Origin of the sequence: Streptomyces sp. NPDC056580 (assembly GCF_042793175.1) — a bacterium.
Taxonomy (GTDB): Bacteria; Actinomycetota; Actinomycetes; order Streptomycetales; family Streptomycetaceae; genus Streptomyces.
The window spans coordinates 539252-545339 of the sequence record NZ_JBHTVE010000003.1; the positions used below are offsets into that span (position 1 = coordinate 539252).

The following is a 6088-nucleotide window of genomic DNA, read 5'->3' on the forward strand; positions in this document are numbered from 1 at the left end:
CGCCAACGCGACGGGCCCCCGCCGCTCCCCTCCGGAGCGGCGGGGGCCCGCCCGCGTTCCGGGCGGCCGTGCGGGGCACGCCGCCCGGGCCGCCGCCCGGAGAGGGGGCCGTACGGCCGGTGTCAGGCAGCGCCGTCCGGTCTCCAGCCCTGCCCGCGCAGTACGGCCGCCACGTCCGGCGCCCGGTAGTGCTCCCCCTTGAGGACCTTGCCGTCGGCACGCCGGGCGACCTGGCCGCCGGGGCCCAGCTTGCTCATGTTGGCGCGGTGGATCTCGGCGATCACCTCGTCGAGGTCGATGCCGTGCACCAGCGCGGTGCCGTACGCCACGTACACCACGTCGGCCAGCTCGTGCGCGAGCCGGTCCAGCGGGCCCCCGACCGACACCTCGGCCACCTCCGCGGCCTCCTCGGCGAGCAGTTCCCCGCGGCGCGCGGCCAGTTCGGGCGCCACCTCGGTGGGCGTGCCGTGCGCGTCGAGGCCGAAGGCGAGGTGGAATTCGCGGACGAGTCGGGCGGGCGATGTGCTCATGCGGCGACTCTAACGGCCGCCACCGACAGCCCGGCCGCGCCGCCGTCGCACCCTGTGATGACCCCGGCCCTGGTCAGCCCCGCGGGCGGCTGGCAGGATCGCCCGCATGTCCAAGGTGTTCCCCCGTATCAGCAGGCGCCGGGCGCTGCAGAGCGCGGCCGCCGGCGCCGTGGCCCTCGGGCTGCTGCTGTGGTGGCTGCTGCCGCTGGGCGAGAAGCCGCCGAGCGGGACGATCGTCTTCATCACGGGCACGTCCCGCGGGGTCTACGAGGAGTACGGCAAGCGGTTGCGCACCGAGATGCGCAAGGACATGCCCGGCCTGAAGGTGAAGCTGCGGAACAGCGCCGGTTCGCAGGAGAACGTCCAGCGGCTGGCCGACGGGCACGCCGACTTCACGATCGCGGCGGCCGACGCGGTGGCGACGTACGAGCACCGGCACCCGGACGCGGCCGGCCGGCTGCGCGGAGTGGCCCGGCTGTACGACGACTACGTGCAGCTCATCGTGCCGCGCGACTCCGACGTCGAGAGCGTCGCCGACCTGCGCAACAAGCGGGTGGCGACCGGCCTGCCCGACTCCGGGGTGCGGCTGATCGCCGAGCGGGTGCTCAAGGCCGCCGGCATCGACCCGCACAAGGACATCACACCGGTGTCGGAAGGCATAGACACCGGGCCGGCCCGCCTCGCCCAGGGCAGGATCGACGCCTTCTTCTGGTCGGGCGGGCTGCCCACGAAGGGCCTGGAGGGACTGGCCAGGAAGGGCGCCTTCAAGTTCGTGCCGATCGACGGCGAGTTGGTCGCCAAGCTGCACGCGGGCGAGGAGGCCGGACGGTACTACCGGGCCACCAACATTCCCGAGTCGGCGTACGCGCGCGTGCAGCACGGCTCGACGGTGGCCACGATCGCGGTGTCCAACGTGCTGATGACCCGCACGGACGTGGATCCCCGGCTGACCGAGTGGGTCACCCGCACGGTGATCAAGAGCCGGGACGACATCGGCGCCCACGTCCACTCCGCGCAGCTCGTGGACCTGCGCACCGCCATCTACACCGATCCGCTGCCCCTGCAGCAGGGCGCCCGGCGCTACTACCGGTCGGTCAAGCCGTAGCGGACGTTCGCGGCGGGCGCCCGTGCGCGAGCCGGGGCCCGGGCGGCCGGGGCGGTGTCCAGCGCTGTGGCCGGAAAGGTTTGCCGGAAAGCACGCGGCGTCCGGTGCGGTGCGTCGCAAGGCGGAGCATCACCCGCGTACTGGATGTACTCGGGTGATGCGACAACGCCGCGAGGTGCCGTGCCGGACGCCGCGAGCCGGTGAACCTTTCCGGTCACAGCACTAGCGCGGCTCGGCGTGCCGCGGCACCGTCACCGTGACCGTCAGCCCGCGCGGCTCGTGGTGCGCGTAGCCGATCGATCCGCCGGCCGCCGAGAGCAGAGCACGGCTGATGGACAGGCCGAGCCCCGAGCCCTTGACGTTCTGGTGGCGGCCGCTGCGCCAGAAGCGGTCGCCCACGCGCGCGAGTTCCTCGTCGGTGAGGCCGGGCCCGGTGTCGCTGACCCGGATCGTCGTGCTGTCGCCGTCGAAGGCCACCGTGACCTCGACCGTGCCGTCCTCGGGCGTGAACTTCACGGCGTTGTCGATCAGCGCGTCCAGCGCGCTGGACAGGGCGATCGGGTCGGCCCAGCCGGTCGTGGGCGGGCAGTCGCCGGTGAGCCGGACTCCCTTGGCGTCCGCGGTCGGCGCCCAGGCCGCCACCCGCTCCTCGGCGAGCGCGCCGATGTCGGTCAGCCGGAGGTCGGCCTCGGCGTGTTCGGCCAGCGCCAGGTCGAGCAGGTCGTCCAGGACCTGCGCGAGGCGCTTGCCCTCGGTGCGGACCGAGGCGATCTCCGCGTTGCCCTCAGGCAGTTCCAGGGCGAGCAGTTCGATGCGCAGCAGCAGCGCCGACAGCGGGTTGCGCAACTGGTGCGAGGCGTCCGCGACGAAGGCGCGCTGCTGCTCCAGGACGTCCTCGACGTTGTCCGCCATCTCGTTGAACGACCGTGCCAGCCGCCTGAGTTCCGGCGGGCCGCCGCCGACCGCGACCCGGGACTTCAGCCGCCCGGTGGCGATGTCGTGCGTGGTGGCGTCCAGCACGCGCACCGGTCTGAGCACCCAGCCGGTCAGCCGCAGCGCGGCGCCGACGGCGAGCAGCATCGCGGCGGCCTCGCCGGCCCCGATGACCAGCCAGCCGCGCAGGATGCGCGAGCGCAGTTGCCCGGTGGGCGAGTCGGTGACCACGACCGCCACCACGTCCCCGTCCCGGATCACCGGTGAGGCGACCACCAGCCGGCCGCGCTGCCAGGGCCACACCTGCTGCGGATCGTGGCTGCGGCGGCTGAGCAGCGCCTCGTCGAAGGCCTCCCGGACCTCCCCCGTCCGCGGTACGAGCCAGTCGCCGGGTGCATTGGCCATGGCGGCGCCGTTGCTGTAGAAGACACCGGCGCGGATGCCGTAGACGCCGTGGTAGCTGTCGAGTTCGCGGCGCAGGGTCTGCCTGCGCTCGTCCGTGGTGGACGGCCGGGACGCGGTCGGCGCGTCGGTGACGAACTGGGCGAGCGCGGCGAAGCGCGCGGTGTCGTCGATCCGGTCGACGACGACCTTCTGCTGCTGGGCGGCGGCCAGGCTGACGGCGAGCGGCATGCCGAGGGCGAGGAGCACGGCCGCCATCAGGACGATGAGCAGCGGCAGCAGCCGGGTGCGCACCCGTCCCCGCTACGCGGCCGGGGCGACGAGCCGGTAGCCGACGCCTCGTACGGTCTCGATCAGCGCGGGCATGCGCAGTTTGGCGCGCAGGGAGGCGACGTGCACCTCCAGGGTGCGGCCGGTCCCCTCCCAGCTCGTGCGCCACACCTCGCTGATGATCTGTTCCCGCCGGAAGACCACGCCGGGCCGCTGCGCGAGCAGGGCGAGCAGGTCGAACTCCTTGCGCGTCAGCTGGACCACCGAACCGTCCACGCTGACCTGGCGGGTGGGCAGTTCGATGTGCACGGACCCGAGCCGCAGCGCGTGGCCGGCGTCCGGGACGGGCTCCTCGTGCACGGTGCGCCGGCTGACCGCGTGGATCCGGGCGAGCAGTTCTCCGGTGTCGTACGGCTTCACGACGTAGTCGTCGGCGCCCAGGTTCAGCCCGTGGATGCGGGAGCGGACGTCGGCGCGGGCGGTGACCATGATCACCGGGGTGCTGGTGCGCTTGCGGATCTTGCCGCAGACCTCGTAACCGTCCTGGTCGGGCAGGCCCAGGTCGAGCAGGACCACCCCGAAACCGTCGGCCTCGGGGACGAGCGCCTGGAGCGCCTCCTCGCCGCTGCGCGCGTGGGTGACGTCGAATCCGTGCCGCGCGAGGACCGCGGACAGGGCCGCGGCGACGTGATTGTCGTCCTCGACGAGCAGCAGTCTCATCGCCGCCCCCTCCGGTTCAGTGGTCGTACGGTCGTCGTTCTCGTTCGGTCTGTATCTCCCGTGCACGCGCGCGTGCAGGATGAAGTCACGCCGATGGACAAGGACGGCGTCAAGAGGGTTCCGGTTGCCCGGCGCTTCCGTTATGCGCCCGATACGTGGCACGGAACGCAAGTGCTACGACATGTGTCCGATTGCTATCGGATCGTGATGCTCAGATTCCCCTCAGATGTGATGACGCTGGTCACGGGCTCTCACTACTGTCCACCGAAACCGAGGAGGACGGAGCCCGAGAGCGATGACCGAAGTATCGGTGGCCAAGGAAGACGTGGCCGCGACCGGCGAACTGGTCGTCCTGAAGAGCGTCAACAAGCACTTCGGCGCGTTGCATGTGCTCCAGGACATCGACCTGACGATCGCCCGCGGCGAGGTCGTCGTGGTCATCGGGCCCTCCGGGTCCGGGAAGTCGACCCTGTGCCGCACCATCAACCGGCTGGAGACCATCGACTCCGGCACCATCACGATCGACGGGAAGCCGCTTCCCCACGAGGGAAGGGAGCTGGCCCGGCTGCGCGCCGACGTCGGCATGGTCTTCCAGTCCTTCAACCTCTTCGCGCACAAGACCGTGCTCGAGAACGTGATGCTGGGCCAGATCAAGGTCCGCAAGGCGGACAAGAAGCAGGCGGAGGAGAAGGCCCGCGCGCTGCTCGACCGGGTCGGGGTGGGCACCCAGGCCGACAAGTACCCCGCGCAGCTCTCCGGCGGCCAGCAGCAGCGCGTCGCCATCGCCCGGGCGCTGGCGATGGGCCCGAAGGTCATGCTCTTCGACGAGCCGACATCGGCCCTCGACCCCGAGATGATCAACGAGGTCCTCGAGGTCATGCAGCAGCTCGCGCGCGAGGGCATGACGATGATCGTGGTCACCCACGAGATGGGCTTCGCGCGCTCCGCCGCCAACCGGGTGGTCTTCATGGCGGACGGCCGCATCGTCGAGCAGGCCGCGCCCGACCAGTTCTTCAGCGCACCGCGCAGCGACCGGGCCAAGGACTTCCTGTCGAAGATCCTGCACCACTGACCGCGCGGACCCGCGCGCCCTGACGTTCCGGGGCCGCCCGTCCCTCACCGGCCTCGTTCTCCCACCACGCAAAGGATGTTCACCATGAAGCTCCGCAAGGTCACCGCCGCCTCGGCCGCCGTACTCGCCCTCGCCGTGGGCGCCACCGCGTGCGGCGGCAACTCGGACAGCGGTTCGGGCGGCGGCAAGAAGGTCAAGATCGGCATCAAGTACGACCAGCCGGGCCTGGGCCTGAAGGAGCCGGACGGTTCCTTCTCCGGCTTCGACGTGGACGTCGCCACCTACGTCGCCAAGGAGCTCGGATACAAGCCGAACGAGATCCAGTGGGTGGAGACCAAGAGCGCCGACCGGGAGAACGCGCTGGCCCGCGGTGACGTGAAGTTCATCGCCGCGACGTACTCGATCACCGACGAGCGCAAGCAGAAGGTCGACTTCGCCGGCCCGTACCTGCTGGCCCACCAGGACCTGCTGGTCAAGGCCGACTCGAAGATCGCCAAGGGCACGGACCTCAACGGCAAGAACCTGTGCTCCGTGACCGGTTCGACCTCCGCGCAGAACGTCCAGAAGACGATCGCCCCGAAGGCGAACCTGAAGGAGAACAGCACCTACTCCGAGTGCATCGCCAGCCTGCAGAGCGGCGCGGTGGACGCGGTGACCACCGACGACTCGATCCTCGCGGGCTTCGCGGCGCAGGACAAGTACAAGGGCCAGTTCAAGCTCGCCGGCCTGAAGCTGAGCAACGAGAACTACGGCATCGGTGTCAAGAAGGGCGACACCGCGACCGAGGACAAGATCAACAAGGCGCTGGAGAAGATGGTCAGCGACGGTTCCTGGCAGAAGGCCGTCGACAAGAACTTCGGTCCGGCCCACTACAAGAACGAGCAGGCCCCGAAGATCGGCCAGATCGTCAAGTAACGCGTGACTCCGCCGGCGCTCACTCCGGCGGGTGACGCAGGGTTCCCGCGGTGGGCCGCCGCGCCGGCGGCGGCGCCCCCCCCCCACCACGAACGCCACCCCACCCGGAGCGCGGGGCGACGTGGTGGCATTTGCTCAGGG

Annotated in this window: 6 protein-coding genes; 3 read left to right on the plus strand and 3 right to left on the minus strand. The window is 71.0% G+C overall.

The genetic code is table 11. The annotated features are described in order from the left end of the window. Positions 1–122: 122 nt before the first annotated feature. Positions 123–530: a MazG nucleotide pyrophosphohydrolase domain-containing protein gene (locus tag ACFQ9Z_RS08780; RefSeq protein WP_383013005.1), complete on the minus strand. Its 408-nt coding sequence runs from the start codon at positions 528–530 to the stop codon at positions 123–125. A 106-nt stretch (positions 531–636) separates the two neighbouring features. Here ACFQ9Z_RS08780 and ACFQ9Z_RS08785 point away from each other — a divergent pair, with 106 nt between their 5' ends. Then, complete coding sequence (locus ACFQ9Z_RS08785) at positions 637–1635, plus strand: TAXI family TRAP transporter solute-binding subunit (RefSeq protein WP_383013008.1); 999 nt, start codon at positions 637–639, stop codon at positions 1633–1635. Between the two features lie 222 nt (positions 1636–1857). On the opposite strand, the gene ACFQ9Z_RS08790 is transcribed toward ACFQ9Z_RS08785, so the two are convergent. Both ACFQ9Z_RS08790 and ACFQ9Z_RS08795 read right to left on the minus strand, forming a co-directional pair. Beyond that, on the minus strand, positions 1858–3264 hold the full coding sequence (locus ACFQ9Z_RS08790) for an ATP-binding protein (protein ID WP_383013011.1): 1407 nt from the start codon (positions 3262–3264) through the stop codon (positions 1858–1860). A 9-nt stretch (positions 3265–3273) separates the two neighbouring features. Then, positions 3274–3960: a response regulator transcription factor gene (locus tag ACFQ9Z_RS08795; RefSeq protein ID WP_383013014.1), complete on the minus strand. Its 687-nt coding sequence runs from the start codon at positions 3958–3960 to the stop codon at positions 3274–3276. A gap of 295 nt (positions 3961–4255) precedes the next feature. On the opposite strand from ACFQ9Z_RS08795, the gene ACFQ9Z_RS08800 reads away from it, so the two are divergent. After that, positions 4256–5032 (plus strand): amino acid ABC transporter ATP-binding protein, encoded by a 777-nt coding sequence (locus ACFQ9Z_RS08800; RefSeq protein WP_383013017.1) that lies wholly within the window; start codon positions 4256–4258, stop codon positions 5030–5032. An 84-nt stretch (positions 5033–5116) separates the two neighbouring features. Beyond that, complete coding sequence (locus ACFQ9Z_RS08805) at positions 5117–5947, plus strand: glutamate ABC transporter substrate-binding protein (protein ID WP_383013020.1); 831 nt, start codon at positions 5117–5119, stop codon at positions 5945–5947. Positions 5948–6088: the final 141 nt, after the last annotated feature.

What these genes read in the sequence shown, in the direction of transcription:
- ACFQ9Z_RS08785 (WP_383013008.1), top strand. Translation starts at nt 637, where the DNA reads ATGTCCAAGGTGTTCCCCCGTATCAGCAGGCGCCGGGCGCTGCAGAGC.
- ACFQ9Z_RS08780 (WP_383013005.1), bottom strand. Translation starts at nt 530, where the DNA reads ATGAGCACATCGCCCGCCCGACTCGTCCGCGAATTCCACCTCGCCTTC.
- ACFQ9Z_RS08800 (WP_383013017.1), top strand. Translation starts at nt 4,256, where the DNA reads ATGACCGAAGTATCGGTGGCCAAGGAAGACGTGGCCGCGACCGGCGAA.
- ACFQ9Z_RS08805 (WP_383013020.1), top strand. Translation starts at nt 5,117, where the DNA reads ATGAAGCTCCGCAAGGTCACCGCCGCCTCGGCCGCCGTACTCGCCCTC.
- ACFQ9Z_RS08795 (WP_383013014.1), bottom strand. Translation starts at nt 3,960, where the DNA reads ATGAGACTGCTGCTCGTCGAGGACGACAATCACGTCGCCGCGGCCCTG.